Here is a 790-nt window from a genome sequence, read left to right as displayed (position 1 = left end):
ACCACTTCCTCTAACGAATATTCGGTTAACTGCTCAAACGCAGAGTTTACCCAAGCAATCGTGCCGTCAGGATGCGTAATGATGATGGTATCGCGAGCGTGTTCCGCCACCTCGGCAAGCTGCGATATTTTTGCGGATAACTGCTGTTGGGTCTGATGTTCTTGCTGAAGTTTATTTTGCGCTTGCGCTAAAGAGCGCGACATTTGGTTAAACGCCTCTCCAACGCGCGTGACTTCATCATTGCCTGAAATAGAAATTTGCGAACCCGGCCCTTGCTGTGAAACCTTGATTACCCCAGTGCGGAGAAGATCCAAACGCTTCATTAAATAGCTGCCTAGCGCAAATGAAAACAGCGCCACCAGCGACATTTCGACAAAGGCAATCACCAAACTCGCATGAGTCGCAAACGAAAGCATTTGATGAACATGCTCGACGTGAACACCCATTTCTACCACGCCAAAAGTCTGATCGCCTAACGTAATTGCTTTCGCCACGTCATAAACACCGTCGCTTGCATCGAAAGGACGAACATTGGTGTCAACGCCTGTGTAATCACCTTGAAGCGTAAGTTCGATGCCATCTTGATTGACGATACGGATGTAAGCCAACTTGTGCTCACTTACGACAGAGCGTGCAAAGCTGTCTAAGTACGCCAGATCCGTTGCGATTACCGCGTCTCTCGAAGCTTGAGCAAACACACTCACCAAATTCTGGCTACCAACTTCGAGACTGGTCTCGTTCGAGCTTTTAAACCAGTTGAGGCCGCTGATGATAAGTACACCGAGCGCGA

General features: G+C 48.7%; 1 protein-coding gene. It reads right to left on the bottom strand.

What is annotated here, in order from left to right; all coding sequences use genetic code 11:
• A partial coding sequence (locus R7E78_RS25925; protein WP_318058582.1) for a HAMP domain-containing protein occupies positions 1 to 790 on the bottom strand: 790 nt, incomplete at both ends.

This window comes from Vibrio sp. YT-19(2023), assembly GCF_033337395.1.
This window is presented reverse-complemented; position numbering and strand designations above follow the sequence as displayed.